The sequence below is a fragment of the Pseudomonas sp. LRF_L74 genome (genome assembly GCF_965644255.1).
Lineage (GTDB): Bacteria > Pseudomonadota > Gammaproteobacteria > Pseudomonadales > Pseudomonadaceae > Aquipseudomonas.
Genome location: NZ_CBFFRH010000002.1, coordinates 638,321 through 664,110, shown reverse-complemented (window position 1 = coordinate 664,110; position 25,790 = coordinate 638,321). Strand labels below are relative to the sequence as shown.

Annotated in this window: 27 protein-coding genes and 2 pseudogenes; 17 read left to right on the top strand and 12 right to left on the bottom strand. The window is 57.4% G+C overall.

The features are described 5' to 3' along the window. Positions 1–4 precede the first annotated feature (4 nt). Together ACSZPK_RS07930 and ACSZPK_RS07925 are read left to right on the top strand one after the other, a co-directional pair. A complete protein-coding gene (locus ACSZPK_RS07930; protein ID WP_437880886.1) occupies positions 5–577 on the top strand; it encodes a TRAP transporter small permease in 573 nt (190 codons plus the stop codon). Further along, a complete protein-coding gene (locus ACSZPK_RS07925) occupies positions 577–1,854 on the top strand; it encodes a TRAP transporter large permease (protein WP_437880885.1) in 1,278 nt (425 codons plus the stop codon). Before ACSZPK_RS07930 ends, ACSZPK_RS07925 begins: the two co-directional genes overlap by 1 nt. Before the next feature lie 303 nt (positions 1,855–2,157). Here ACSZPK_RS07925 and ACSZPK_RS07920 read toward each other — a convergent pair whose 3' ends face one another. Then, a complete protein-coding gene (locus ACSZPK_RS07920; RefSeq protein ID WP_437881020.1) occupies positions 2,158–3,330 on the bottom strand; it encodes a hypothetical protein in 1,173 nt (390 codons plus the stop codon). Between the two features lie 172 nt (positions 3,331–3,502). Between ACSZPK_RS07920 and ACSZPK_RS07915 the strand changes: the two are divergent. Both ACSZPK_RS07915 and ACSZPK_RS07910 read left to right on the top strand, forming a co-directional pair. Beyond that, positions 3,503–3,713: pseudogene (locus ACSZPK_RS07915) on the top strand (site-specific integrase); the annotation flags it as partial. Between the two features lie 345 nt (positions 3,714–4,058). Continuing rightward, positions 4,059–4,325 (top strand): hypothetical protein, encoded by a 267-nt coding sequence (locus tag ACSZPK_RS07910; RefSeq protein WP_437880884.1) that lies wholly within the window; start codon positions 4,059–4,061, stop codon positions 4,323–4,325. Between the two features lie 46 nt (positions 4,326–4,371). Here ACSZPK_RS07910 and ACSZPK_RS07905 read toward each other — a convergent pair whose 3' ends face one another. Then, positions 4,372–4,878, bottom strand: coding sequence for a DUF2514 family protein (locus ACSZPK_RS07905; RefSeq protein ID WP_437880883.1), 507 nt, complete (start codon positions 4,876–4,878; stop codon positions 4,372–4,374). After that, positions 4,875–5,258: pseudogene (locus ACSZPK_RS07900) on the bottom strand (lysozyme). The gene ACSZPK_RS07905 and the pseudogene ACSZPK_RS07900 overlap by 4 nt, the downstream one beginning before the upstream one ends. A gap of 141 nt (positions 5,259–5,399) precedes the next feature. Here ACSZPK_RS07900 and ACSZPK_RS07895 point away from each other — a divergent pair. After that, positions 5,400–5,867: a hypothetical protein gene (locus ACSZPK_RS07895; RefSeq protein ID WP_437880882.1), complete on the top strand. Its 468-nt coding sequence runs from the start codon at positions 5,400–5,402 to the stop codon at positions 5,865–5,867. 29 nt (positions 5,868–5,896) lie between these two features. On the opposite strand, the gene ACSZPK_RS07890 is transcribed toward ACSZPK_RS07895, so the two are convergent. The 3 genes from ACSZPK_RS07890 to ACSZPK_RS07880 form a co-directional block, all read right to left on the bottom strand. Beyond that, positions 5,897–7,201, bottom strand: coding sequence for a tail fiber domain-containing protein (locus ACSZPK_RS07890; RefSeq protein ID WP_437880881.1), 1,305 nt, complete (start codon positions 7,199–7,201; stop codon positions 5,897–5,899). Positions 7,202–7,472: 271 nt separating this feature from the next. Then, a complete protein-coding gene (locus ACSZPK_RS07885) occupies positions 7,473–7,904 on the bottom strand; it encodes a hypothetical protein (RefSeq protein ID WP_437880880.1) in 432 nt (143 codons plus the stop codon). Positions 7,905–8,207: 303 nt separating this feature from the next. After that, positions 8,208–10,199 carry a phage tail tip fiber protein gene (locus ACSZPK_RS07880; protein ID WP_437880879.1) on the bottom strand — a complete coding sequence of 664 codons (1,992 nt, stop codon included), beginning with the start codon at positions 10,197–10,199 and terminating at the stop codon, positions 8,208–8,210. Between the two features lie 65 nt (positions 10,200–10,264). Here ACSZPK_RS07880 and ACSZPK_RS07875 point away from each other — a divergent pair, with 65 nt between their 5' ends. Together ACSZPK_RS07875 and ACSZPK_RS07870 are read left to right on the top strand one after the other, a co-directional pair. Next, entirely contained in the window at positions 10,265–10,900 is a 636-nt protein-coding gene (locus ACSZPK_RS07875; RefSeq protein WP_437880878.1) for a PD-(D/E)XK nuclease family protein, read from the top strand. Positions 10,901–10,905: 5 nt separating this feature from the next. Next, positions 10,906–12,651: an AAA family ATPase gene (locus ACSZPK_RS07870; protein ID WP_437880877.1), complete on the top strand. Its 1,746-nt coding sequence runs from the start codon at positions 10,906–10,908 to the stop codon at positions 12,649–12,651. 146 nt (positions 12,652–12,797) lie between these two features. On the opposite strand, the gene ACSZPK_RS07865 is transcribed toward ACSZPK_RS07870, so the two are convergent. Then, entirely contained in the window at positions 12,798–13,583 is a 786-nt protein-coding gene (locus ACSZPK_RS07865; protein ID WP_437880876.1) for a hypothetical protein, read from the bottom strand. 82 nt (positions 13,584–13,665) lie between these two features. Between ACSZPK_RS07865 and ACSZPK_RS07860 the strand changes: the two genes are divergently transcribed. Further along, complete coding sequence (locus ACSZPK_RS07860) at positions 13,666–14,781, top strand: DNA-methyltransferase (protein ID WP_437880875.1); 1,116 nt, start codon at positions 13,666–13,668, stop codon at positions 14,779–14,781. A gap of 11 nt (positions 14,782–14,792) precedes the next feature. Here ACSZPK_RS07860 and ACSZPK_RS07855 read toward each other — a convergent pair whose 3' ends face one another. Next, positions 14,793–15,470, bottom strand: a complete 678-nt coding sequence (locus ACSZPK_RS07855) for a hypothetical protein (protein WP_437880874.1) — start codon at positions 15,468–15,470, stop codon at positions 14,793–14,795. A gap of 133 nt (positions 15,471–15,603) precedes the next feature. On the opposite strand from ACSZPK_RS07855, the gene ACSZPK_RS07850 reads away from it, so the two are divergent. From ACSZPK_RS07850 to ACSZPK_RS07840, 3 genes are read left to right on the top strand one after another with little or no spacing between them, the layout of a single operon-like run. Next, complete coding sequence (locus ACSZPK_RS07850; protein WP_437880873.1) at positions 15,604–16,323, top strand: HNH endonuclease signature motif containing protein; 720 nt, start codon at positions 15,604–15,606, stop codon at positions 16,321–16,323. Beyond that, a complete protein-coding gene (locus tag ACSZPK_RS07845) occupies positions 16,295–16,519 on the top strand; it encodes a hypothetical protein (RefSeq protein ID WP_437880872.1) in 225 nt (74 codons plus the stop codon). Before ACSZPK_RS07850 ends, ACSZPK_RS07845 begins: the two co-directional genes overlap by 29 nt. Next, positions 16,516–16,761, top strand: coding sequence for a hypothetical protein (locus tag ACSZPK_RS07840; RefSeq protein ID WP_437880871.1), 246 nt, complete (start codon positions 16,516–16,518; stop codon positions 16,759–16,761). The genes ACSZPK_RS07845 and ACSZPK_RS07840 overlap by 4 nt, the downstream gene beginning before the upstream one ends. On the opposite strand, the gene ACSZPK_RS07835 is transcribed toward ACSZPK_RS07840, so the two are convergent. Further along, on the bottom strand, positions 16,743–16,970 hold the full coding sequence (locus ACSZPK_RS07835; protein ID WP_437880870.1) for a hypothetical protein: 228 nt from the start codon (positions 16,968–16,970) through the stop codon (positions 16,743–16,745). The genes ACSZPK_RS07840 and ACSZPK_RS07835 overlap by 19 nt on opposite strands. A 92-nt stretch (positions 16,971–17,062) precedes the next feature. Between ACSZPK_RS07835 and ACSZPK_RS07830 the strand changes: the two genes are divergently transcribed. Next, complete coding sequence (locus tag ACSZPK_RS07830) at positions 17,063–17,302, top strand: hypothetical protein (RefSeq protein ID WP_437880869.1); 240 nt, start codon at positions 17,063–17,065, stop codon at positions 17,300–17,302. Beyond that, complete coding sequence (locus ACSZPK_RS07825) at positions 17,299–18,261, top strand: hypothetical protein (protein ID WP_437880868.1); 963 nt, start codon at positions 17,299–17,301, stop codon at positions 18,259–18,261. The genes ACSZPK_RS07830 and ACSZPK_RS07825 overlap by 4 nt, the downstream gene beginning before the upstream one ends. 39 nt (positions 18,262–18,300) lie before the next feature. On the opposite strand, the gene ACSZPK_RS07820 is transcribed toward ACSZPK_RS07825, so the two are convergent. Next, positions 18,301–19,098: a hypothetical protein gene (locus tag ACSZPK_RS07820; RefSeq protein WP_437880867.1), complete on the bottom strand. Its 798-nt coding sequence runs from the start codon at positions 19,096–19,098 to the stop codon at positions 18,301–18,303. Between the two features lie 55 nt (positions 19,099–19,153). Here ACSZPK_RS07820 and ACSZPK_RS07815 point away from each other — a divergent pair, with 55 nt between their 5' ends. The 4 genes from ACSZPK_RS07815 (at position 19,154) to ACSZPK_RS07800 (ending at position 23,172) form a co-directional block, all read left to right on the top strand. Next, positions 19,154–19,804 (top strand): hypothetical protein, encoded by a 651-nt coding sequence (locus ACSZPK_RS07815; RefSeq protein WP_437880866.1) that lies wholly within the window; start codon positions 19,154–19,156, stop codon positions 19,802–19,804. 76 nt (positions 19,805–19,880) lie between these two features. Further along, a complete protein-coding gene (locus ACSZPK_RS07810; protein ID WP_437880865.1) occupies positions 19,881–20,144 on the top strand; it encodes a hypothetical protein in 264 nt (87 codons plus the stop codon). A 225-nt stretch (positions 20,145–20,369) separates the two neighbouring features. Continuing rightward, a complete protein-coding gene (locus ACSZPK_RS07805; RefSeq protein WP_437880864.1) occupies positions 20,370–21,551 on the top strand; it encodes a tyrosine-type recombinase/integrase in 1,182 nt (393 codons plus the stop codon). Between the two features lie 34 nt (positions 21,552–21,585). Continuing rightward, positions 21,586–23,172 carry an ABC-F family ATPase gene (locus ACSZPK_RS07800; protein ID WP_437880863.1) on the top strand — a complete coding sequence of 529 codons (1,587 nt, stop codon included), beginning with the start codon at positions 21,586–21,588 and terminating at the stop codon, positions 23,170–23,172. Positions 23,173–23,220: 48 nt separating this feature from the next. On the opposite strand, the gene ACSZPK_RS07795 is transcribed toward ACSZPK_RS07800, so the two are convergent. Beyond that, complete coding sequence (locus ACSZPK_RS07795) at positions 23,221–24,282, bottom strand: AI-2E family transporter (protein WP_437880862.1); 1,062 nt, start codon at positions 24,280–24,282, stop codon at positions 23,221–23,223. Positions 24,283–24,478: 196 nt separating this feature from the next. Beyond that, complete coding sequence (locus ACSZPK_RS07790) at positions 24,479–25,687, bottom strand: ammonium transporter (RefSeq protein ID WP_437880861.1); 1,209 nt, start codon at positions 25,685–25,687, stop codon at positions 24,479–24,481. Between the last annotated feature and the right edge of the window lie 103 nt (positions 25,688–25,790).

The window sequence follows — 25,790 nt, the reverse complement described above, 5'->3', positions numbered from 1 at the left end:
TTTCATGAACAACTCCGTGGCCAGTCGTTCTGGCATCCAGCATCTGCAGCAAGTCCCCCTGTTCTGTCGCATCAGCGACCGGATCATCGACGTCCTCACCAGGTTTTTCCTGGGCCTGGCCGCGCTTTGCGTACTCGGCGCCCTGTGCGTCATCGCCTACTCGGTGGTCTGCCGCTACCTGCTCAACCAGCCTTCGCTCTGGGTGGACGAAGTGGTTGGCTACCTTGTCCTGGGCATCGTGATGTTCGGCTGCTCCGCGGCATTGCGCGAAGGCCGGCACATCGGCGTCGATCTCCTGACCGAGCGCCTGCGCGGCAAATGGCGCACCCTGGCCACTGCCTGGGGACATGCCTCGGTCCTGGCTGTTGCGATCTTCCTGGTGAGCAATGGCTGGCAGACCGCGCAGTTCTCCCGCGAGATGGATATCGTCAGCAATGGCCACCTCGAACTGCCGATGTTCTGGCTGCAGATGCTGATGCCCCTGGGCGGCGGCATGCTCGCGCTGGTCTCGCTCGACAGCCTGTTGCGCCTGGCCTGCGGCCTGGCTCCGAGAACCTCGACACAAGGTGCGCACTGATGCTGCCAATAACCCTGATCCTGATCGGCCTGGTGCTGTTGCTGCTCACCGGCATGCCCATCTTCGCCGGGCTGTCACTGGCTGGCGGCGTATTGCTGCTCGGCGAGCCGGGCGCCATCGACGCCCTCTCCGACATCATTTTCTCCAAGGTGAGCATGTACGCGCTCGTGGCCATTCCGCTGTTCGCGTTCATGGCCCACGTGATGATTCGCGGCAAGGTGGTGGACGACCTCTATGGCACCGCCTACACCTTGACCCGCCATTTGCCGGGCGGCGTCGGCATCGCCACGATCATCGCCTGCATGATCTTTTCCGCGATCTGCGGCTCCAGCGTGGCCACGGCCCTGACCATCGGTGCCGTGGCGATACCGCAGATGATTCGTTACGGCTATGAGCCCAAGGCCGCCTACGGCCTGGTTGCCGCCGGTGGCACCCTGGGCATCCTGCTGCCACCCTCGGGGCCGATGATCCTCTATGGCGTGGCCACCGACACCTCCATCAGCGGCCTGTTCATGTCAGGCGTACTGCCCGGCCTGCTGCTGGCGCTGCTGTTCATGCTGCATACGGCCTACAGCCAGCGTCATGGCCTGCGTCAACCGCGCGCCAGCCTGAAGGAAACCGGCGTGGCGATCTACCGGTCCGGCTGGGCGCTGCTCTTGCCCCTGCTGGTGCTCGGCGGCATGTACCTCGGCATATTCACGGCCACCGAAGCCTCGGCGATTGGCGCCTTGCTGGCGATCATCGTCGCGGCCCTGATCTATCGCAGCATCGCCTGGCGCGACCTGTGGGACTGCGCGCTGGATGCCAGCCGTACCTCGGCCATGCTGTTCATGATCCTGGGCGGCGCGTCGGTGTTCGGCTATGCGCTGACCAACCTGATGATTCCGCAACAGATCGTGAAACTGGTGCTGGACATGCAGATCGGCCCCTATGGTTTCCTGCTGGCGATGATGGCGATGCTCTTCGTATTGGGCATGTTCCTCGAGTCGATCGCCATCATCCTGATCACCTCTCCAATCGTCATGCCGGTGATGATTCAGCTTGGCATCAACCCGATCTGGTACGGCGTACTGCTGGTGATCAACCTGGAAGTGGCCCTGATCACACCACCGGTGGGCATGAACCTGTTCACCATCAAGGCAGTGACCCACGCACCGATCGGCCAGATCATTCAAGGTGCACTGCCCTTCGTGCTGCTGATGATCATTGGAATGACTCTCGTCATCCTGTTTCCACAACTCGCACTGTGGCTGCCAGGCACCATGGTCAACAAGTGAACGATTCGGCTGGGTTATCTCAAGTCTGTTTATAACGAACTGCATAAGCTCGATGTGATCGACTTTCCTGGCCATTTCAGCCGTACCAAGCCAATTCGGTTGCAGGAAAAGCATCTTTCCTGCCTCACAAAACCCAGATCACAGAGCGGCCCGATGGAGACTGAGTGTTCGAGGGCGGTGAATCGGCAAAAAACCTTGGCGGTTAGGTTGTCGCGCGCCCTGATCATGTGTGATGGCGTCTAACAGTTGCCGCTCGAGTGTAAGCGATAGCGGGCACTCGCGGCCCGCCATGGCTCCAGTCGGCTAGATCTTATCCGCGACCTTCTTCACCGCATCCGGCGCGGCATCGGTATTGGCCAGTTGGTTGGTGTAGGCGCCCAGGATGGCCTGGAACGGGTTGATCTTGCCCTTCTTCAGCCCGTCGAGCGCGCCTTCCAGACCTGCTGCGATGGTGCCGAAGTAGCCGCTCAGGCCGCCCTTGATCGCACCACCCAAGCCGTCCTTGGATTCGCCGATACCTACCAGGGTGTTGCTCACGAAGGGGATGAACCACAGCTTCTTGCCGACTTCACCGGCAAACCATTGGAAGTTGTCTTTGTTGGTGCCATCAGCACGCACGTGGGTATCTTTAGTCTTGTCCAATCGGTGGTCATCTTTCAGGGCGCTGTAACCTTTCTCGGTGAAGTCCTTCCAGTTACCGGCCGGGGTTCCGTGGCGCGCATCGCCATCCTTGGTTATGCCGTACAAATCACCCTTGCCGCTGACCTCGCTGCGGTCCTGGCCATCGGCACCCTCTGAGCTATCGATCCAGTTGAGCACCTTGGCCGCGTTGTAGGCCGCATCGGCACGGCTTTGCGGGTCCTTGTTCTTCTCGGTCCAGTCACCCAGTTGTTTATAGGCGCCTTCGCGGTTGATGTCCTTCTGGTCCCCGAGGTTCTTGAGGATCGGGTTGGCATCGATGATTTCCTCGGCACTACGGGTATCCCCTTTGGGGCGTCCGGTCGCTTCAGTCGGTTTGCCATCAATATCCTTTTCGGTCGCGCGAATCGAGCCGTCGGCATTGACCACGCTATTGGATTGCACTGCCTCTTTCTTCTCCAGCTTTTCACCGCCCGCGGTCGGCAGTGCCGGTGCGCTGCTTTCACTCGACGGCTGCTTGAGGGCATTCTCAGCAGGCGTCTGTTTCTCATTGGCAGCCAGCAGCCGTTCGGATATCTGGCCGAGCAGCGTCTGCACGATGCCTTGCGCCATCTTCTGAACCATTTCGTTGTCGTTGCGCGACGGGCTGTTCTGCGGCATTGACGACGGCTTCTGGCCGCCTCCGAACGACAGCGCGTTATTGGCATTGCCAAAGGCTACTCCGCCATTGTTTGCCAGGGTCTTGGGTGGAGTCTGCTTCGCCAGTTGTGTGGAGTCGGCTGGTGACGGCAAGGTCTGCTGTGGCTTCATGGCCGTCATGTTGGGTAGTAGTCGCATGGTTAGGCTCCTGTGCATCGCTGGATGTCAGGCCCGAGTGGTTTCCTGCCCGCGCGCTCAGACCTTTGGTTTTCGGGCCGGTAGGTGGGTGGCATTAGCGTTCGCAATGGTTCCTTTATGGAATGTCACGGCGCTTAAGTTACTGCCTTGGGATTAGCAAAATACCCGGTGCATACGTTATCGGCCGCCGTACAACTGCCGCCGCACCTATGCCACAATATGCCCCATGTCAGGCATGAACCCCGCGTTCATCGCAAGCCAGCTCGGTCATAGCGTCCAGATGCTGCTGTCTACTTTATGCGCGCTGGATCAAATCCCGCTCCGGCTGGAACGAGATGGCCAAGCTTCAAATTGGCCCAGAAATGGCCCCGCCGCCCGAATAAATCTCCTAACTTATTGATTGGTAAGCCCTTTGATTTCCACCGCAAACATCACCATGCAGTTTGCGGCGTGGTTTATTGGGTGGCGATGAGTGGATTTATGAGGGTTTCAGCCACCTCAACCCACCAATAAAACAGCAGGTTGCCCCAAAAAATGCCCCAAGACTTATGAGCGCTTGCCGCCTACGTAGAGACATTTCAGCCGGCTCAATAAGCCGGGTGGATAGTCGCAGCGCTTGCGACGTTCGGAAAGCAATGCGCGCTCATTTGCCTTCAAGCAGCCTGCCTTGACCGAGTGAAATCAACATCTAATATCACATAGCCATAACATTAACGGAGGAGTGCATCATGGCAATCGATGTTGATGAAACAGGTTACGTAGGAGTAAAAAACATTGTTGAGTTCTTTCGTTTTTTGCTAGACCAAAAACTTGAGGAGGCAGCTGTCGAGCATCTTGAGAAGCAAGGAGTGGTAGATGTCTTGATGAGCAAGCAAGCTATCGACAGTGTAAAGAATTTCCTTGGCCAGGAACTTTCGGCGCGAGGAGAGCACACCGCTGCCGCACAAGCGGTTACGCAATGTATCTGCTGCAACGCAGGCTGTAGGAACAAATAGGAGGCTGAGGGAGCCATCGAGCATCGGCTCCCTCGGCACCAATAAGTTAATGCACTGCGCCATACGCCTTTTCGCATGATCTCCCCGCTACTCCACGCCGGTCAGCCTCTGCCGCCATAGCTCGACCTTCTCGCTCCACTTCGCTGAACAGGTCGGCGAGCACGTCGAAGGCACTGTTGGTTGCCTGGCCTCGCTGGGCAGCGATGGCATCGCAGGTGGCGCCACGGGAGGCTCGTAGACGATCGACTTCTCGCTGCAGCCCGTCAGCGCGCTCATCAGCACGACCAGCATCAGCACGTGCATCTTCCAACTCCCCTCTCGCTTCATCTCGAACCCCATCAATTGCTTTCTGCTGTCGTTGTTCTTCTGCCCTGGCGTCGGTCTCGGCTTTCGCTACGGCGGCCTTGTCCTCGGCGAGGTGATCGCTGAACGCCTTCTGCTCGAGCACCAGGTCAACCTGCAGGCTGCTGACCCGCAGTTGCTGGCCACCGCCAACCGCGATAAGTGCCAGCACCCACCAGAGCCAGGCCGGTACTGCGGATGCCCAACTCATGGCCTCACCATGAACAAAATCCGTTCGGCATTGCGGCGCCGAGTCAGACCATCAAGGATCTTGCCGCCAGCTTTGTTCCAGCGCGGGAACTGATCGGACGCCTCAGAGAACATTCCTTTGTTGAGCAAGCTCAGCAGCGTCGAAGACGCTAGGTTTGCGGCGCCAAGGTTGTATACAAATGAGATCAGGGCATCCCATTAGTTCTGGTTGACCTGCACCTTGAGCAATTTCGCAAGTTCGCCCTCGAACGTGGCCACATCGGCGCGCAGCAGTTCCTCAGCCTGCTCAGCCGTGATCGCCTGCCCGGCCTTCACGCCACGCGTCGTGCCGTAGCCTATGGTCCACACGCCCACCGAGTCCTGATACGCGGCCAGCCGCAAGCCCTCGAACTGGCGGATCAGCGCCAGGCCTCTTTCTGATGTTCTCAATTTTTTCTCCGGACAATAAAAAGCCCGCACTGGGCGGGCTTGGTCTATGTTTGAAATTCGTCTACAAGCGAGTAAAGCAAGGGAGCGCTTCAAATGGACTTTGACTTCGATTTTGACGATCCACCCCACAGAGGTGGAGGCCCGGTACCAAACTCAGATAAGCGGTCCGAAAAATCTGGAATTACATTTGAGGCAGTCAAGCTGATACTGATCAAGAGCGTACTTCTTCGGGGAGCAAACCGAACTGTCGGTACACACCACGAAGTCCTTGTGGTACTTGCCAATGACATAAATATCCGAGTATCAAGAACAAACGGACAAGACACTCTACAAGTTGGCGCGTTAGTAGAAGGTGGTGGAACTTACGAAATGCCAACCTTGCTAGAGCTTAAGCCAAAGGGTGGTCTTATGGCGAAGGATGTCGAAACAGCCTACGAAAAAGTTAGAGGAATGTTCCCAAGTTACGAGCACGCGGATTGCCAGACATTTGCAGCTTACGTAGTCCTGGAGCTTACAGATGTGAAAAAGCAAAATATTGGAGTCGAGGAGGACTTCATGTGACAACATGATATCCCCGCAAAGTGAGGATCTCAGTGAGTGATATTGAGAGCCAGCTCTATCGCGGCGAGCCGCGCTCGGTCACGGCGCCCTTGCTCGGCGAGGCCGGCGATGATGAATGCTTGAAGACCTTCACCACGAAACGAGTAGCGATCACCCTCGGTTTGAACAGTTTCAACCCATGCCTCAGAGATTAATTCCCCTTGCTCGGTATGCTCTGCTACAAGAAGATTGCCTTGTTCGTCGTAGGTAGCCGGTACAATATTGATTTCATACTGAGCAGCGTGTTCGATGGTTTTAGTTGGCCATTGGTCAAAGCAGATAAATCCATAGTTAAATGGTTCCAGACCAAAAGATTCACCAAGTTCAATAGCACGTTGAACCGTCATGCCAATGTGATCGCGTGCCCAATTACCTTTTTCTTCAATGGCATACAACCACTGATACGCGCCGATCTCATCTGCAAGCGCGATAGCCCAATTAAGTTCGGCCTCTGTCAGTTTGCGAACTTCTGTTTTCTCGCGAGCGTCTGAAGTGCCGATTGTTGCTGTCGCAGCAAAGTATTGAGTGAATCGCAATGCTGCGGTGGCCATAGAAATTGTGTTATCTGCAGCAGGGGTTGGGCCTTGGTTAAATTGGAGTCCGCCCCCGGACGAATCAAGGGGTATTCTCATAACTGCTGCTATTGCGGTGCCCCAGCCTGCTACGCGACGTTGCCACGCAAGATAGCCGCCGTTGACGACGTTCCATATACCCGGGGTTGTACTTTCATCTTGTTGATACCATACCCCGCCAGCAGCATTCAGTATTCGGATGCCTGCAGAAGTGAATGTATTTAGCCCAGATACAGTGTTTGTGCCGTTCAGCAGCGGCACAGTCGCGCCTGACGTTCCCGTGCTTGCTGTCGAAGCAGTACCTAGCCCGAGTGCAGTACGGCCGTTCGCAGGGGTATCTGTGAAAACAGTCTTGCCGCTTGCACTCGCGCCCAAGTTGTCAAGAGCAACACTGGCGGAAGCTGCATATGCCCAGAGCTGCATTGCTGAAAGCTGAGTTCCCCAGTTCAGACGGATTGTATTGAATGCGTCCGACAGGTCTTTGTCGTAGCCCAGCATCGGCGCAACGCGATACGTTTTGCCGCTGCCAGCCGATCCAGCATATGCAGGGGCAAAGGTCAGCACCGTATCACTTGTGACGCCGGTTACTTCATGTTGAGCATTGCTGCCGGCAATTGTAATACCGTCGCCGACGCGGACATTCCCAAGGAATGCCGTTCCGCTGCCGGTCGCAGTGGTGCCGCTTGCCGCTACAGTAACTGTTCCCGTCGAATACCAAGCCATTTAATTCTCCAAATCAGTAATTTGTAACGTCAACAACAAGGCCGCTGTTGTAGGTATTTATATTCGCCGACGGGGTCGGCCAGAACGCCCCATTAATCACCTGTAGCGGAAGGTTTTTCATCTGATAAACACCGTTCGAAGGTGTACTTACTTGTCCGCCGTAAACCGTTATAACCCCTGATGGCTGCTGCTCTGTGCCGCCTCGCGTCGCTCTTATGCCATTGGCTTGCACACAAGGGATTACTGCCAATTTAGGACTACCCGAAACTGTTCATTGGAACGTTCCATTTTCCTCGATTGTCGTTCCAAAATAAGCAGCGATGCGCATGTACTTTTTCGCACTATCGAAAACCTCCAACCCATCGCTACCGAACACTTGCAGACCGTAAGTCCCGGTTACTCCTGAATACTCTGGCTTATCGAATATGAAGTATTCAAAATCAAGCGAAGAGCCTGCCGTAGAAGACTCCGGTATTCCCCTGACGCTAAATCCATCTGACTGAGCGAAAACCGCAACCGAGCCGCGTGTATTAAACGCAATCATTGCAGTCGGCCTAGATGAGACAGGGTAAGAGATCAGATAGGTAGGATTGTTTGATGGGACAAAAGAAACCGAGCCCTTACTTATCAAACATAGGTTTTTAAAACCACCGTCTATCTGGAGAATGCCAGAGTCGTTTATTACTTGAAGTCCAGCCTGCATTACCATAACCCGTAAATTAAAGTTCCGCCTTGAATGGGCCAGTCAGTAGGGCCGACGAATGCCCAAGATAGGGTAGTTCCTGAAATGGTCGTTTTAATAAGCCTGGTGGCATCTCCTATTGAGTTGAATGAGTTGGCCTGCTGAACACACACCCAGGCATCACCTGTAGCGAACTCAGGAACTTGTATAGAGCCATCCGACTCACCAGAATATACAGTCCCGATTATTCTGGTGAGCCGATTGGTTACATCCAACACCAGATTCCCCGCCGCGTCCCATACTTGCAGTCCTTGGGACATATCATTAGCTCCAAATGCCTAAGCGCACTCTGAGAACTCCGTTTGTATCCCACACTTGCAGAGTCTGATTATTGAGCGTCATTCGGCCGCCGCCAGAAACCGTAGCGTTAATTTCCAGCGTTCCGTTTTTGGACAGTTTCCAACCGGTTTGCCCGGAGACGTAGTTTGTCGACTGAATGTCGTCGCTGATCTTTGCGAAGTTAATCGTCGCGTCTCCAATCACCGCGCTACTGATGATTGTTTGCCCGCCCTGGACAACAAAAGGCACAACTGCGCCTTCGCCAGAGTTGTTCAAGATCGCAAATCGATTCGCACGCACAAGGAACTGCGACTGCAAACTTCCGGCTACGTTTTCAACGCCCAGACCGATCCCGGCATATTCATACTGCCATGCCGAGTTGATCTGAACTTTTACCGACCACATGGCCGATAGCGCGCTGCCTTGATCGGCCTGGGCCTGGGCAACCGTCTGCACGGACGCAGAGGTGGCCAAGGCGCCGCTGCCGCTGGGCATGCGGACTTCTATTGTTGTTGTTCTCGACGCCAACGCAGTGTCCGCAGTTGCGCGGGCCGTTGCCTCGTCCTGTACAGCCGCGCTGGTTGCCAGCGTCCCAGTGCCTGACGGCATCCTTGCTTCGAGCGTTGTCGTGCGGGTAGCCAGGGCCGCATCGGCAGTTGCACGCGTGCTTTCTTCAATCGTCAACCGGGCATCAACGCTGCCGACGCTCGCGGTCAGTTGCGTGTCGCGTGTGACGCTGGCTTCGTTGTTCGTTGCGACTGTTTTGACCTGTTGCGCGTATTGCGCTTGGGCATACCAGCCCCGAAGCGAGTCCGCCTTGTCACCACTGGCGCTGACTGGGCGGGCAGCAGCGCGGAGCGCCGTTAAACTGCTGGCCTGGGCCTCGACGCTGCCGTCAAGCTCGGAGATATCAGCGGTGTTCTGCGCTACCTGCAGAGCCAGGCCGTTTGCCGTTTGAACTACTTGCCCGATATCGAGCCAGTACGTCGCATTCGGCGGCGGCGTGTTGACCGGGACCGCCTGCAAAGCCTGGTACAAGCGCCTGCCGTTCGGATCACCACGCACGGTATCGCCAGCCGCGTAGGTGCTTTCAGGATCGTATGCCAGCGCATCCTCAAACTCAGCTACAGCCTCGCTGATTCGCTCGTTGACAGACCCCGGACCATCGCCGTCGATCAGATCGATGCGCTCTGCCAGGTGTTGGCCCAGCGCCGTCTCACCGATCTTCTCTGCGAAATATGCGTCGTACGCGCTGACATCGGTGCTGCTGATGCCGTCCACCCACGACGTCCACGGACCGACGTTGCCCAGCCGGTCGACCAGCCTCGCGCGGAACCAGAAGCGCGTGCCGGCTGCCAGGCCATGAAGCTCGTGCTCGCTCTGCGGGTATGCGAAGTCGCCCAGCTTCAGCGAGTCCTGGCCAGTGGCATTGTTCGCGTATTCGAACTCGGTGCGCTGAGTGTCCTCTGCGCCGTCCGGGAACAGCCAGTTCAGACCGATGCCGAAAATCAGCGGCGTGGTGGTCAGCGAGGCCAGGGCCGGTGGCGTGCCGACTTTCCCCTCCAGCGTCGTCAAGCTCGACGTGGCCTGTACTGACGAAACGTCCATGACGTTTACAGCTCGCACGCGCGCGAGGTAAGCGCCAGCGTAGATGCCGACCTCGGTGTTCCCCGTACGCGGCAACGATATCCAGTCGCCGCTGTCCCGCTTCCACTCAACTTCGTACGCCACGGCGTTCGCCGGCGCATCCCACTGAATGGTTGCCGTGGTGACCGCCAGGCCCTGGGTTATCGCAGTCGTGGCGATGATCCGGACGTTCGTCGGCGGCGCCTGGACGCTTGGCGGAATGACGCTGATCGGGCGATCTTCGAGGCGCGCGCCCGTATCGATTGAGTCGTACTTGCTCGGCTCGTGCTGGCTTGCGCTGATCGTGAACAGGTGCGGCTCGTCGCGGGTACCCGGCAGTCGTGGACCCAAGAGATGAAGATGTCGAGCCGAAGTAGCTGTACGACTTCGTCGCCGTCGAGCTGACAACCACGCCGATGCAGATCGATTGTGGCAACGGCATCGTCATCCTGCTGACCGGCCAGCTCGACCGCGCGCGGGTCAAGCGCGACAGCGACGGATTGGGCATCGCCGATGTGAAAACCGGCGGTGCAGCTGTTTCCCAAGGCGTGGCAAAGACCAAGGGGCACGCGCCGCAGATCGGCACCTACGAGCTGCTCTACGAGCACACCACCGGCGAACGGATCACGGCGCCGGCGGAAATCATCGGCCTGAAGACCAAAGGCGCCCCCGAGGTCGGCACAGGCGAGATAATCGAACGGATGGAGCGCGAAGGTGTTGTCACCGCAGCCGACAGCAATGGTGGCCGCGAAGTACTTGATGCAGCTGTTGTCGACGCCGAGTTCGAAGAGATCAAGGCGATCGGCGTCGAGCGCTTCGCCGGTCACACCCTCGGCGAGATCGCCATCGGCGCGGCCACCAAGAAAGACGTCTTCGACCTGGGCTGGCTGCAATCGCGCTTCGCGCTGACCAGCGACGAAGGCGAGCGCGTGATTCTGCAGTTGCTCGACCAGGGCGTGATCGTGCTCGAAGCCGAGAACGCAGACGACCGCAAGCTCAACACTTACCGCATCGTGAAGAAACCAGGGGAAATCGCCCTCGACTTGGAGTGACGGCCATGCGCATCACCAACATCGATATCAAACACTTCCAGGGGCTGCAGAACGCAGCCCTTGTTGTTTCTGCTCCCCTGCTGCTGGTCGCCGGTCCGAACGGCGCCGGCAAGTCATCCTTGCTCGACGCCGTCAGCATGGCCATGACCGGCCTGCCGCGCCGAGTGAGCCTGAAGAAGGACATGGGCCAACTGGTCACCGAGGGCCAGAAGAAAGGCGAAGCGCACGTAACTTGGCGTGACGCTGCCGGCGAAGAGCAGGTGTCCTGGGTGATGCTGCCGAAAGGCAACACCGCGCCCTTGTATGACTCGCCTTACCTGCCCTTTGTTCTGGACGCCAGCAAGTTCGCATCGCTGGAGAGCAAAGACCGCCGGCGCCTGCTGTTCGATCTTGCCGGTGCCAAGGCCAGTCCGAACGAGTTCGGTACCCGCCTGGAAGCCAAGGGCGCCGATCCGGCGCTGGTCGAGAAGATCAAGCCGATGCTCAAAGCCGGTCCCCAGGCTGCGGCCGACCAGGCCAAGGAGTACGCAAGAGAGGCCCGCGGCGCCTGGAAAGCACTGACCGGCGAGAACTACGGCAGCGACAAGGCCGAGGGCTGGGAACCTGAAGCGATCGAGGTCGGGAGCATCACCCAGGCCGATATCGACGTGGTCGCCAAGCAGGTCAGCGAACTTGATCAGGATCTGGCCGAGGCTCAACAGACCTTGGGCGGGCACAAAGCCAAGGCCCAGGCAGCCGGCCAGCGTCAGGGCCAGCTCCTGAACCTGCGCGAGATTGCTGACCTGATCGATCGTCGTCGCCTGAAGCTGGAGGCCGACAAGGTCCGTCGCGATGAGTGGGACGGTAAGCTGGCCGAGGCCCGCCGGGCTGCCGAGGGTGATACAGCACACGATCCGCTGGCCTGCCCTCACTGCCAGGGGCGTGTTCTGGTGAAGGCCGGCACGCTGGTCGCCTACGTGGCGCCGGAGAAAGTTGCCGACCCGGAGGCCGCCAAGCGTGTCACCGAATACGCCGGCTACCTCGAAAGTGCATTGCGCGCGATCGAGGCAAGTCAGCGTGACGTGAAAGCCAGCGAGGATGCCATCACTCAGCTAGCCGTGCTCGAGCAGGAGGCAGCAGGCACTCCGGACGCAAACGCGATCGCCAACGCCGAGCAGGTTATCAACGACCTGCGCCAGGACCGCGACAAGCTGCAGGCCAAGCGCAATGCACTGCAAGAGGCCTTCGGCGCGGCTGCCGGCCGTACCAAGCTGGTGGCCGACGCGGCGAAGCTGCATGAAGAGGTCCAGGCCTGGACGGTGATCGCAGACGCACTGGGTCAGAACGGTATTCCCGCCGAGATACTGAGCGGCGCCCTGGGCCCGATCAACAAGCTGCTCGCCAGCCACTCAGCTATCACCGGTTGGAGCCAGGTGCAGATCAGCACCAGCATCGAGGTCACATTCGGCGACCGTCTCTACGGTCTGCTGTCTGAGTCCGAGAAATGGCGCTGCGACACTCTGCTGACGATCGCCATCGCCATGCTGTCCGGCCTGAAGTTCGTCGCCATCGACCGCTTCGACGTGCTGGACATGAGCGCCCGCCCGCAGGGCCTCAACCTGCTGCGCCAGCTCACTGCCGACGGCAGCCTCGAATCGGCAATCCTCGCCGGCTCACTCAAGCAGCCGATGCTGAACCCGCCCGCCGGCATGCAGGCGATCTGGATCGAGTCCGGCGCCATCGCCCAACCAGAAGCCAAGGCCGCTGCATAAGCGGCCTTTCCACTTTCAAGGAAGCCCCATGACCCCGTACATCTTCGACACTTAAACGACCGGTACCGACCACGAAAAGGACCAGGTCATCGAAGCGGCCTGGTTGGAAATACGCCATAGCCGCTCAAATCAGCTGTACTTGCCAATTAACTTTTGGAAGAGATGCCTTCCGCAAAAACAAATTGTGAATTTGGATGAGATCTCTTTAATTCAGACTCAAGGATTTCATTTGGGATACCAGCCTCCTTTGCAAAACTATAGATACTTTCCACTGATACTCCTGACTTTATGTACTTGCGCAACGCACTCATAAGTGAAGGCGGTGCGAAGTATTCAGATTCCGCATTCTTCTCAAGACGGCTAATGCGGGTGGACAATGTCCGCGTATGTCCAAGAATTTCCTCAAGAATGCTGCTCTCGGACCGAGGCTCGACTGCCTCCTGCTGCGGTGTGTCATCAATAGCCTTTTTGAACTTTGTAAAAAATTGGTTCCAGTACGTATTGAAAACTTCACTAAGAATTCTTTCGTCCAGAGCCTGATCATTCATAGACGAATTCAAGGAGCGGACAAGAGCCCACATTGAGTCTCGCTCAGGAAGAGTGTGATTGAACTGGGCAAGCGGGTCTTCAATATCGGATGGAGTTAAATCAATTAGTAGTGTGCATACGCGACTAGTGCTTAGCCCTTTTGCCAGTGCGCCAGACTCAAACAGAATCCATGGTTTATTTTTATTCTCCTGCGTCAAGCAAACGATACCAACAACTGTATCCTTCAGTTGATCTGATATTTCAGTAAACCATATAGACCCTCGATCAATATCACGAGTTGATATCCAGGGTCTTGAGGCTTGTAAAACGCACTTAATCCAATCACTCAATAGCTCTGCAACGAGCCGACTGCGGCGCCCTGACCAACTGATAAAAATCTTCATTACTGCTCCTTATGACGGCTCCTTGCCGCTCCGCTTGACCCTACCCAAAAAAAACTTTCAGCGCCACTGGCGAGGATCAAACGTGCAGCAACATAGAATCCTGATCGGAAATTGCATCGATCAGCTCCGCACCCTGCCCGGCCAGTCGGCGCATTGCTGCGTGACCTCCCCACCCTACTATGGCCTTCGTGATTACGGCGTAGACGGCCAGATCGGGCTGGAAGAGTCTCCCGCTGAGTTCATCGCAGCCCTGGTCGACGTGTTCCGTGAAGTGCACCGAGTGCTGCGCGATGACGGCACCTGCTGGGTGAATATGGGCGACAGCTATGCCGGATCATGGGGCGCTCAAGGAAGGCCCCAAGGAAATGGGCAGATGTCAGGACGGGCAGTCACAAGTGCTCGCCAGATCAACGCTCATCCTTCCTTTCGATCCAATACCGGTGTTCGTGGCCGCGAGCTAGGGCTCAAGAAAAAGGACATGATGGGCATGCCATGGCGGCTTGCTTTCGCGCTTCAAGATGACGGCTGGTACCTCAGGCAGGACATCATCTGGAACAAGCTGAACCCCATGCCTGAGAGCGTGCGCGACCGCTGCACCAAGGCACATGAGTACATTTTCCTGCTGAGCAAGTCGCCCAGTTACTACTACGACCAAGATGCGATTCTCGAACCCTGTTCACCCAATACGCATGCCCGACTGTCTCAGGCTGTACAGGATCAGATCGGCAGCGAACGTGCGAATGGTGGAGCGAAAACCAACGGAAATATGAAGGCGGTCGCCAGGAAATCGAACGGTGTCGGCTGGGGTCACGGCACAGATGGAGAACAACGCCAGCGAGGGCGAGTTAAGGGCAACTCCTCAATGGACAGCGCCCTGGCGATCATGCCGGACAACCGCAACAAGCGCAGCGTCTGGACAGTATCGACGCACAGTTTCAAAGGCGCTCACTTCGCGACTTACCCGCCTGACCTGATCAGGCCGTGCATCCTGGCCGGCTCGCCTCGTGGAGGCCTCGTCCTCGATCCATTCGGCGGCGCCGGCACCACCGCCTTGGTCGCAATGCAGGAAGGTCGACGCTCTGTTCTTTGCGAACTCAATCCTGAATATGCCGCCATCGCTCAGGCCCGACTTGACGCGGCAAAGCTCGACGGTGAAAGCCAGATGGATATCTTCAAAGACATGTTCAATAGCTGCTAATCATAGCGACGCTAGCTACCGGCGATTAGAAACGGATGTTTCTTGACGACATAGGTGTTCTCGCATTCCCTATTATCTGCGTAATGGCTCATAGAGAATCGCTGGACATTTTGGACTCCACTTCTAGTTAAATACTGAATTGAAACCTCGAAATTCCTCCACTCGTATATATCATCAAAAACAAAACCTACGTTCCCATCGCCGAACAAGCATCCGACACTAACTGTTTGATTGGCAACGCCATCCTGAGTCATTAAAATTAGTAATCTTTCACAGTAATCGCCCAGATTATGAACTGACATAGAGCAGTAGAAAATCCCTTCTCTCCCCCACCCAGCATCGACACAACTTACTTTTAGCAGTGGCTCTACTGAGCTAGCATAATTTTGTAAGTTCTTATGCTGTGCCTTTACGCTTTCAACTTGTTGATCGACTGAGTTCCTTAATTCACTAGCCTGAAGTTTCAAGGCTTCATTGCTGTTTCGTAACTCCTCACCCTGCTGGAAGAAACCAAGCACAAGCCAGAGGAACGCAAGGGGCGCAAAGGCTCCCGCCAGAAAGTCTCCTACTTCATTTATATCCGTTTCGCTGCTCCATAAACTCGGTATTCGATACCAAGTCATGGCTAGCACTATGACCATATAAATGGCAGTTCCCGCAAAACCAATTCTTGCCAACTTCTTATCCATTTCAATTCCCTGAAAATAAAGGCGTCGCAGATGATAGGGCGTGCCCTTTGCCACTTCCACCTTTGCTGCAGTCGGCTTGCTACGAGGCCGGCGAATCAGCCCTGCCACTGCTGTTCGTTTGAGGTATTCGTAAATGAACCGGATTGCTGAAGAAGCGTTGGCCAGAGCGCGCGAGCGTCAGGGGCGCCGTTCCTTCTGGTCGCCCACAGAAGATGCTGAACTGACCGAACTGTACCCAGATACGCCAATGCCCGAGATTGAAAAGCGCCTTGGGCGATCGGTCAGCAGCATCTACCAGCGAGCACGGACGCTTGGTCTGAAGCGCTCAACAGAATACCTGGCCACTGAGCACGCAGGGCGCCTCAAGAAGGGACACCAAGCTGGTAAGCCGACCCAGTTCGTGAAGGGCCAAAAGCCTTGGAACACTGGCCAGAAAGGCTGGACCGCCGGCGGACGATCCGGAGAGACCCGCTTCAAGCCTGGAACGCTCAATGGGACAGCAGCTGAAAAGCTCAAGCCAGTTGGCTTCGAGCGGGTCACCGACGACGGAATTTTGCAGCGCAAGATCCGAGACGACGGTCCGCCCCACAAGCGCTGGAAGGCTGTACACGCGATCCTCTGGGAGGAAACGCACGGACCAATCCCGGCCGGCCACCTGGTGGTATTCAGGGACCGTAACCGCAAAAACATCCAGCTCGACAACCTGGAGCTGATCACACGCGCCGAGAACTGCCGGCGCAACTCAATCCACCGCTACCCACCCGAGCTGAAGGAACTTATACGCCTGCAGAAGAAGCTCGAACGTGAAATCAGGAGACAAGCCGATGAAGAATCAGATGGTCGATCTGCGTAACCACCTTTTCGCCGCCCTTGAGGCGCTGCATGACCAGGACAAACCGATGGAGATCGAGCGGGCCAAGGCGATTGCCGATGTGGGGCGCGTCCTGGTCGAGACAGCAAAGGTCGAGGTGGCCTTCCTCAACGTCACCGGCGGTGATGGGACTGGCTTCATCGAATCGACGCCGGCGCTGCCAGGCCCTCGCTCATGAGCAAGAATCATCCCTTCTACAGCGGCACCTACAGTGGTCACGACTGCTACTGCATGACGGTCGAGGATCGAGTTCAGCGAGTGGCTGAGTTCGACCTGGCTGCCTGCGATGCAGCCCTTCAGATTGAAGGGCTACAGGCCACCGTTCGCAAGGCTATCGAGCGGCGCATAAAAAGGCTGGAAGCAGCTCAAAAAAACGAACTGCCTTCAAGCCCACCAGCCTATCACTTGAATGAGATATGACCGGGAGCGCCAGCCCTGGCTAGCTCGACCACCTGATTGGGCATCACGCCCTTAACTCCGGTCAGAGTCAACACGCCGCCCCCCTCCTTTGCGGCACGCGCTAGCTGAATCCACTCATGCATCAACCGCCCCATAAAAGCCAATTCCACCGAAGCGCCTGCTTTCAAGACCATTACAAGCTGCTGGGTTTGCATCGATTGGAAGTACATCCCTTGCTCCTCAATGAATTGCCGCTGGCCACTCGCCAGCCCGCCAAAAGCTAACGCACACAAATCCAATCTGCCAGTAAGGCGAGTCCCCAATGCCCCCAACTCTGCGAGCCCTCGGCCTTGCGGCTTTGCTGCTCGGCTGTTCGAACATCGATCCCAATAACCCGCTGAAGCTGCAGCACGAGCGAGAGCGCCAGCAGCGGAACGACTGCCGGCCGCTCGATACGCCGGGGATGCGCACCGGCAGCCCCAACAGCAACTTCGACTTCGTGTGCCGACGGCCAGATAACCAGGCCAGCCCCGAACAACCCCGCCCCGAGGTGACACAGTGACCAACCCCTACGGCCTCGATGCCGACTACTTCAACCGGCTGTTTGCCCGCGAACTTCACCCCAGCGTCGTGCACAACCAGTCGCCTGACTGCTTGGCCCGTGTGCTTGCCCGGGCAGCCCGAACCGCCAGCTCATCCGTCCTGGCTGAGTCCGAATTCCAGTTCAACCACCTGGTTCGCCCTGGGCAGATCGAGGTCGGTGACGAGCTGCGCTTTCACGTCGCCGGCGAACTGGTCAATGCCAAGGCTGAGCAAGTACTTCACCCTGGTAGCGAACAGGAGGAAGTGGTCTGGGACAGCAGGCGCAACCACTACTTCAATACCTGCATGGCCATCGACGGCACCAGCTCGCATAAGCAGGTGCTGATCCGCATCAAACCAGGTGTTGGGCCTGAGCCGCGTACAGCGCTGGACGACGATGCGATCCTGCAACTCTTCGCCGACAACGCCGAGCACAGCGAGCTGGGTGACCAGAACGGCTACTGCATCGTGCGCCAGCGCCACGCTATAGCGATTGCCGGCGCTCTCTTCGCCTCGATGCCCGTCCACCACGCGGCCTACCGGGACGCCTACCGTGGAGCCCGGGAAGACCTGGCAGGCTGGAAGCGCCGTGCTCTCGAAGCCGAGGCTGCGGTGCGCCAGAAAGACCAGATCATCCAGGAGCTGGCGGACGACCTGAACAATCTCAACGGAGCGACCTTCGTCGGCGAGCTGCGTGCAGGTGCCGATCCGGAGCAAGTCCCCGACTCAGTGTTTACCGAGCAGTTCATGGCCTGGTGGGAAAGCGAGGGCCAGTACTGCCGCTCTGGCGGCGGCAATTACGAGCGGGTCTTCGCCTTCCAGGCGTGGCGGTATCTCTACCCGCTTGTACTTCGTGCTCGAGCAGCGACCTCACAAAACCAGCAACAGCCCGAACCACCACCACTCGGAATCGACTCGGAGGGCGGCAGCCATGATTGAGATATGTGCAATCACACCTTCCACGGAGGATGGTATGTCTCAGATAGTAGTTATGTATTCAGGCTCAAACAAACGCTTAATGCGCGGGGGTTCATTACTAATCACAGGGCAAACGCCAAAATCTCTTGCGTAATAATAATCATGGGACTCTTTGATCGCACACCTATTCATAATCGCCAACTCTGAATAGGTAAGAAATGAGTTCTCTTGGCCTGCTGCAAGAATTATCTGCGGCGTCACTGGAACTATCATGAGTGTTGAGTAACAGTCAGGAGCTATAAATTCGCCTTCAGCGGAACGTAATACCCCCCAATTCAAGCCTCGAACTGATTGCCGAAATATATCTTGGCTTCGAACGACTCGAATACCGGCCATAAAGCGACCCGGCATTATACCGTCTGGTCTTGCGAAGATGACTCCCTTGCTTTCAAGAACGGCTTCCTGCTCTTCATTAAGATCGGTTCCGGAAATTCCATTCATAGAAATGTCTGGTAAGCCCTGCACCTTAAAATCATGCCTTACACACCAAAGAGAGTAAAAGTCTTCAACTACAGTTTTCTCAAAATGGCCAATAACTGTAGTGCTTCCAGAAATTATACTTCTGGCAAGCCCCTGAAATTTGTCCTCAATCTGTTTCCCAATAACTGTTTCAGTTCTCTCATCCCATACTCTTCTAACAATGAAAATAGGATTATTCCTATTTGCCGAAAAGCTCTTTCCTAGATTTTTGCTGAAGACCCGAACACCCGTCTCAGACTCAAAACGCTTGATGCTAGCTGCCGGAAAGACATGCTGCTTCAAAGTAAACCTTGGTGGCCTTACCAATTCTTTACCCATCCCATTCCGATCCATCTGGCAACCAGATCATGGCACGAAGTGCCGAGGGCTCCCTATGTCCAAAGAAAGACCCATCCTGTTCAGCGCGCCGATAGTCCGCGCCATTCTCGAAGGCCGGAAGACAGTCACGCGGCGCGTCGTGAAGCCGCAATATTCCGATGCGTCATGGACCGTAAAGCCAGCAACTGATCCAGGGCACCCGTGCCATAGCCATGACTGGTGGCTGCCCACTGGCTCACGGCCTTATTCGGCATTGCCCGCCTGTCCATACGGCGAGCCTGGCGATCGGCTCTGGGTCCGTGAAAGCCTCGGCTACGACTGCGAATATGGGCACTACTTCAGCGCCGGCGGGAAGCACGGAGAAACGGTCTATCTGTGCTCGCTGTTCGACGATCAGGAGGCGCAGACCGGCTACAGCTACGACGGGCTGCTCCCAGAGCGGTCTGTGCCAAGTATTCACCTTCATCGTCGTTACAGCCGCATCCTGCTTGAGGTAACCGCTGTGCGCGTCGAGCGCCTGCAGGACATCACGCGGGGCGATGCAATGGCTGAGGGATGCCCTTTCCCCAATCTCAACGGCCCCGCCGTTGGCAAAACCGATCCTGTCGGCTGGTTTAGCGAGCTGTGGGAATCCATCAACGGCCCAAGCAGCTGGAGCGCCAACCCCTGGGTCTGGGTCGTCGAGTTCAAGCAGGTGACCGTATGAACGCCCCGATCTACTGCCGCAGCTGCGCCAGGCGCGCCGGTAACTGCCAGTGCCCTCCTCACCCGGAACTCCAGCCATGCTCAAAGAAATAAGCAGAACACCAGGCACTGCCTGCGAGGGCGATGAAGTGATCTACGAGCTGCGTAGAACACCAACATACCCCGACCTCAGGCCAACCCATCACCTCGATGCCCAGGGCGAACCGTTCGCCTTCGTGGGCGGCCTGACCGCTCTCGCGGGCTCCCTCACACCAGACCAACTAGACGCACTCGCGCGCCAGATCAAGCAAATCGCAATCGACTGCCGTCGCCACGCCGCCGAACAGAACGAAGCCGTTTAACCCCCTTTCGCCATGATCACCTGCTGGCCACGCCGGCGGAGGTAACGCTATGCCCGCAATACAAGTAGCCGAGCCACTCGACAAACTCACCGAAAAGCAAATGGCTGAATACCTTGGCACAACGCCACGCTCGCTCGAGGCCAAGCGAGCCAGGAAACAGATTCCTGAAGGAGTCTGGAAAAAAATTGGAAGCCGAATTTTCTACAGCATAAAGAGATATAACGAATGGCAAGAAAGCCTCTGGTTCTGCCCGCCGGAATTGAAATTCGACAATCTGCAATCCGCATCCGATTCAAGTGGAACGGAAAACGCTGGTCAGAGACGCTCGGCTATCCCACGACGCAAACGGGGATCAATGCTGCATCCCGCCTACGTGATCAAGTAATACAACTGATAAAGCTCGGCATGTTCGATGAAAAGAAACATGCCGAACTTTTCCCGAACTCTCCTAGCAGTATATCTGGCCAAACTTGTGCTTTTGGTCAGTATGCCCAGACATGGCTGGATAGCCGAACGCTGGCAGAGGGCACGCGAGATAACTACAAATCGGTCCTCAATGTCTGGTGGATGCCCTATCTGGCGACTACTCCCCTGGCCAATCTAACTCCCGCTTTTATGCGGGGATTGCTTGCACAGATCGACTGGACCAGCAATGGAGTGAAGTCCAGCGCGATGAGCAAGATAAGCACCATCCTTGATTCAGCTGTTAGCGACAGACTTCTCAGTGAAAACCCAATGGCTGCGCTTGAAAAGTCCAGCAGGGAGAATAAAAAGATTGATCCGTTCTACCAGGCCGAGGGCGATCGCATCATCGAAGCTCTTTATTCAGCCGAGTACTGGCCTATACGAATATACGGAGCGTTCTTCGAGTTTGCCTTCTATACCGGAATGCGTCTTGGTGAGATTTCTGCGCTGCGCTGGGAAGAGGTAGATCTGCAGAAGCGAGTAGCTTTTGTTTGTCGGGTTGTGGCCAAGAAGAAAATCGTCAACCGGACCAAGACGAAGAAGGATCGATACGTTCTCCTCAATGAGCGAGCGATTCACGCCCTAGAGTACGCAGAAAAATACGCAGAGCGGCGAGCCGCGGGGCCAGGAAAGCACGACGAGTTTCCTTACTGCTTCCCGCCCAGCAAGAATTCCCTTTACGTCCAACAGACGAGTGACCTGCATCATCAGTGGCGACCAATCCTAAAGGGGCTGGGTATTCGCTACCGCCCCCCGTACAATGCGCGCCACACATACGCGACCATGTGCCTTATGGCAGGGATGGCTCCGGCCTTCATTGCCAAGCAACTGGGTCACTCGGTGCAGATACTCCTTACTCGCTATGCCAGATGGATTGATGGCGAAGGAGACTGGGCGGAGATGGGAAAACTAAAAATTGCCCCAAATTTGCCCCAGGACTAAATCAACCCCTTTGAAACGTGCGAGATAGACAGCTTTGATTTCCACCGCAAACATCACCATGCAGTTCGGCGCAAAGCCGCTGTTCGAGAACGTTTCCGTCAAGTTCAACAACGGCAACCGCTATGGCCTGATTGGCGCCAACGGCTGTGGCAAGTCGACCTTCATGAAAATCCTTGGTGGCGACCTCGAGCCCTCCGCCGGCCAGGTCATGCTCGAACCCAACGTGCGCCTCGGCAAGCTGCGTCAGGACCAGTTCGCCTACGAGGAATTCACCGTGATCGACACCGTCATCATGGGCCACGAGGAGTTGTGGAGGGTCAAGGCCGAGCGTGACCGTATCTACTCGCTGCCGGAGATGAGCGAAGAAGACGGCATGAAGGTCGGTGAGCTCGAAGGCGAGTTCGCCGAGATGGATGGCTACACCGCCGAGTCCCGTGCCGGCGAGTTGCTGCTCGGCCTGGGTATTCCGCTGGAACAGCATTTCGGCCCGATGAGCGAAGTCGCGCCTGGCTGGAAGCTACGCGTGCTGCTGGCCCAGGCGCTGTTCTCCGATCCGGAAGTGCTGCTGCTCGACGAACCGACCAACCACCTGGACATCAATACCATCCGTTGGCTGGAAAACATTCTGGTGCAGCGCAACAGCACCATGATCATCATTTCCCACGACCGTCACTTCCTCAACTCGGTCTGCACCCACATGGCCGACCTGGATTACGGCGAACTGCGCCTGTTCCCCGGCAACTACGACGAATACATGACCGCCGCGACCCAATCGCGCGAGCAACTGCTGGCCGACAACGCCAAGAAGAAAGCCCAGATCGCCGAGCTGCAGACCTTCGTCAGCCGCTTCTCGGCCAACGCCTCGAAGGCCAAGCAGGCCACCAGCCGGGCCAAGCAGATCGACAAGATCCAGCTGGCCGAAGTCAAGCCGTCCAGCCGCGTCAGCCCGTTCATCCGCTTCGAACAGACCAAGAAGCTGCATCGCCAGGCCGTGACGATCGAAAAGGTCTCCAAGTCGTTCGATGACAAGGTACTGTTCAAGAACTTCAGCTTCACCGTCGAAGCCGGCGAGCGCGTGGCTATCATCGGTCCGAACGGTATCGGCAAGACCACCCTGCTGCGTACCCTGGTCGGCGAGGTGAAAGCGGATGGCGGTGAAGTGAAATGGACCGAAAGCGCCGAGGTCGGCTACTACGCCCAGGACCATGCCCACGACTTCGAGGATGACGTAAGCCTGTTCGACTGGATGGGCCAGTGGACCACTGGCGAGCAAGTCATTCGCGGCACCCTGGGCCGCATGCTGTTCTCCAACGACGAGATCCTCAAGTCGGTCAAGGTCATTTCCGGCGGTGAACAGGGGCGCATGCTGTTCGGCAAGCTGATCCTGCAGAAACCCAATGTGCTGGTGATGGACGAACCGACCAACCACCTGGACATGGAGTCCATCGAAGCGCTCAACCTGGCGCTGGAAAACTACCCGGGCACGCTGATCTTCGTCAGCCACGACCGCGAGTTCGTCGGCTCCCTGGCCACTCGCATCATCGAGCTCTCGGAAAACGGCGTGACCGACTTCAGCGGCAGCTACGACGACTACCTGCGCAGCCAGGGCGTGATCGTCTGACCCACGGCCACATAGAAAAGGGCATCCATCAGGATGCCCTTTTTCGTTTCAGGGCAATTGCCCCCTCGACCGGCTGCTGCGATACAACTCCCACGACGAGATGAACAGCGCCGCGATCAACGGGCCGATGACAAACCCGTTGAGGCCGAACAGCACCAGCCCGCCCATGGTCGAGATCAATACCAGGTAATCCGGCATGCGCGTGTCCTTGCCGACCAGAACCGGGCGCAGGAAGTTGTCCACCAGGCCGATCACCAGAACGCCCCACAGAACCATGACCACGCCCTGCCAGATACTGCCATTGAGCATCAGATACAGGGCCACCGGCACCCAGACGATACCGCAGCCAACCGCGGGCAACAGTGACAGGAAAGCCATCAGCGTGCCCCACAGCAATGGGCTGGATATACCGAGAATCCAGAAGATCAGCCCGCCCAGCGCGCCCTGGACGATCGCAACGATGATGTTGCCCTTGACCGTCGCCCTCACCACCCGCGTGAACTTGATCTGCAGGCGGCGCTTCTGCCGGTCCTCCAGCGGCACCGCATCGCGCACGGTACGCACCAGCTCGCGACCGTCACGCAGGAAGAAGAACAGCATGTACAGCATCAGGAAGAAGCTGATGATGAACTGGAACGTGTCCTGGCCGATGGAGAACGCCTTGGTCGCGAGGAACTGGCTGGCTTGCAGCGCCCCCTTGCCAATGCGCTCGCGCAGGCTGTCCATGTCGTCCAGGCCGACACGGCCAAGCTGGTCCTGTACCACGCCTGGCAGCATGTCTCGCCCCTTGGTGGCGTAGGCACCGATGTCCAGTTGCCCGGAATCGATACGCTGGTAGATTTGGCTGCCCTCGCTGACCAGCATCGCGGTAACCGCGATCACCGGCAGAATCGCCACCAGCAGACAGATGCCCAGGGTGATCAGCGCCGACGAATTGCCCCGCTCGCCCATGCGCCGGGCGATGCGCCGCTGCATTGGCTCGAACAGCACCGCCAGGACTACGGCCCAGAAGACCGCGCCGTAGAATGGCCAGAGGATCCAGCCGAAGGCCAGGGTAACGATGACCAACAATAAGGTGAAGGTCTTCTGCTCGAGGGTAGGGAGCGACATGGGCGTCCTTGCGGAAGGAGGGATGATTCCTCTTAGTCCGCCAGTGGCCCGGCAAAGTGCCAGCTATTCTTTTCCATTCCGCCATGAAGCTCAGGCGCTGCGGTTGCTCGTTGCGTAGTCGATTGGTCAGCCTCGCAACAATTTCACCAAGGCTATCGACTACGCCACCGGCATGTGGTCCACAGGCAGCGCGCGCTCAGTCCTGGCTGTTGGCGCCGATCTTGTGCAGCGACAGGTCCGCCCCGTAGAACTCCTGCTCTTGGCTGAGGCGGATACCGGTCACTGCCTTCAACAGGCCGTAGACGACCAGTCCGCCAACTAGAGCGACGATCACCCCCGCAGCGGTACCGACCAGTTGGCTGGCCAGGTTGACGTCCCCGAGTCCACCAAGTGTTTGCTGGCCGAAGATGCCACAGGCGATCCCGCCCCAGACACCGCACAATCCGTGCAACGGCCAGACACCCAGAACGTCGTCCAGCTTCCACTTGACCTGGGTGGCGATGAACGCCCAGACGAACAGAGCGCCCGCGATGGCTCCAGTGACCAGCGCACCGACTGGATGCATGAGATCGGAACCGGCACAGATCGCCACCAGCCCGGCCAACGGCCCGTTGTGCAGGAAGCCCGGGTCATTGCGGCCCACCACCAGGGCGGCAACCGTGCCCCCCACCATCGCCATCAGCGAGTTGACCGCCACCAGGCCGCTGACGTTACCCAGCGTCTGCGCACTCATCACGTTGAAGCCAAACCAGCCGATGATCAGGATCCACGATCCCAGCGCCAGGAACGGAATGTTCGACGGCGCGAAGGCCACCAGGCGTCCCTCGCGATAGCGCCCCTTGCGGGCGCCCAGCAACAGCACCGCGCCAAACGCCAGCCAGCCGCCCATCGCATGTACCACCACCGAACCGGCGAAATCGTGGAAGGCCGCGCCGAATCGCTCGCTCAGCCAGGCCTGAAAGCCGAAATTGCCATTCCAGATCATGCCTTCGAAGAACGGGTAGACAAAGGCAACGATCAGCAAGGTCGCGCACAACTGCGGGCCGAACCTGGCACGTTCGGCGATGCCACCAGAAATGATCGCCGGAATGGCTGCGGCGAAGGTCAGCAGAAAGAAGAACTTGACCAGGGGATAGCCATGATCTTCGGTCAGCACCGCTGCCGGCTCGAAAAAACTGACGCCATAGGCGATCCAGTAACCAACGAAGAAATAGGCCAGGGCCGACATGGCGAAGTCCGAGAGAATCTTCGACAGTGCGTTGACCTGGTTCTTGTGGCGAACCGTACCGACCTCGAGGAAGGCGAAACCGGCATGCATGGCCAGCACCATGATCGCGCCGAGGAGAATGAACAGGGTGTTGGAGCCATGGATCAGATTCTCCACGGCACTATCGAGGTTTTCCATCTAACGGCTCCGGCAGCAGCTAAAAGCACCAAATACGATCACCAACGCAAAACATCGCACCAAGATGAAACATTCACGAGCCGATGCTTATCAGGAGATCGCG